This is a genomic window from Corynebacterium gottingense, from assembly GCF_003693265.1.
In the GTDB taxonomy this organism is placed as follows: Bacteria; Actinomycetota; Actinomycetes; order Mycobacteriales; family Mycobacteriaceae; genus Corynebacterium; species Corynebacterium gottingense.
Map to the genome: position 1 here is coordinate 1 of NZ_RDRE01000163.1, position 1,004 is coordinate 1,004.

Below are 1,004 nucleotides of genomic sequence, written 5' to 3' on the forward strand. Positions count from 1 at the left end.
GAGTGTCGGCACAGTCGGAGATTCCTATGACAACGCGCTGGCCGAGACTGTTAACGGTCTCTACAAGGCTGAACTTATCCATCCTCAAGGCCCGTGGACATCAGTAGGAGAAGTCGAGCTAGCCACCCTGCGGTGGGTGCACTGGTGGAACACCAAACGTCTTCACGAGGCGTTGGACTACGCCACCCCACAAGAAGTAGAAACCGAGTACTATCTCACCGAGCCCATCAACACAGGGCCGTAAAAGAAGCGGAACCAAACCCAGGACGCTTCACCATGTGCGCTCGGCTAGCGGGAAAAGCCCAGGTCGCATGTGTCCGGTCGGTGTAGATGGAGCTAGCACCAAGTACGCACGCCTCGTGGGTCGGCCGAGCCCCCGCCATTGATGCCCGTCACAGACGGCAGCTGACAACGGCTACTCCCCGGTGGCAGGTTACGCGTCTCGGCGGGCCAGGCTCCCCCCACCCTGCTACGCGCATAGAGAAGCGCCCCGGCCACAAAGGGCGGTGCGGATCAACACATGATCCCACCACCCCCGGGGCCGGGGCGCACACACAAATATGAAATTATCTCTCATGTTTAGGGTCGGCGGTAACCTACTCTCCCACACCCTCCCGAGTGCAGTACCATCAGCGCGGGCGGGCTTAGCTTCCGGGTTCGGAATGGGACCGGGCGTTTCCCCGCCGCCATCAACCACCGACACACCCAACGGGGCATGCCAGCCACCAACCACCAAGGATTGGTGATGCGACAGTCAAAATATTCAACAATATGAACAGTTGGCCAACAGTGTGCTGTGCCAGCAACTGCATAGTGGACGCAAACAAATCGTTTCGCAAACCTACAACACCACAAGTGTATCCACATACGTGTTGGTTGTTTGATCAACGGCGGATTAGTACCAGTCACCTCCACACCTTACGATGCTTCCAGATCTGGCCTATCAACCCAGTCATCTCCTGGGCGCCTAAGAAACCTCATCTCAAAACAGGCTTCCCGCTTAG

Annotated in this window: 1 protein-coding gene and 2 rRNA genes; 1 reads left to right on the plus strand and 2 read right to left on the minus strand. The window is 57.7% G+C overall.

The features are described 5' to 3' along the window. Positions 1-244, plus strand: a 244-nt coding sequence (locus EAW56_RS12475; protein ID WP_147453343.1) for an integrase core domain-containing protein, incomplete at its 5' end; no start/stop codon positions are given. 339 nt (positions 245-583) lie between these two features. On the opposite strand, the gene rrf is transcribed toward EAW56_RS12475, so the two are convergent. After that, positions 584-701: ribosomal RNA gene (gene rrf, locus EAW56_RS12480) — 5S ribosomal RNA — on the minus strand. 174 nt (positions 702-875) lie between these two features. Beyond that, positions 876-1,004: ribosomal RNA gene (locus EAW56_RS12485) — 23S ribosomal RNA — on the minus strand; the annotation flags it as partial.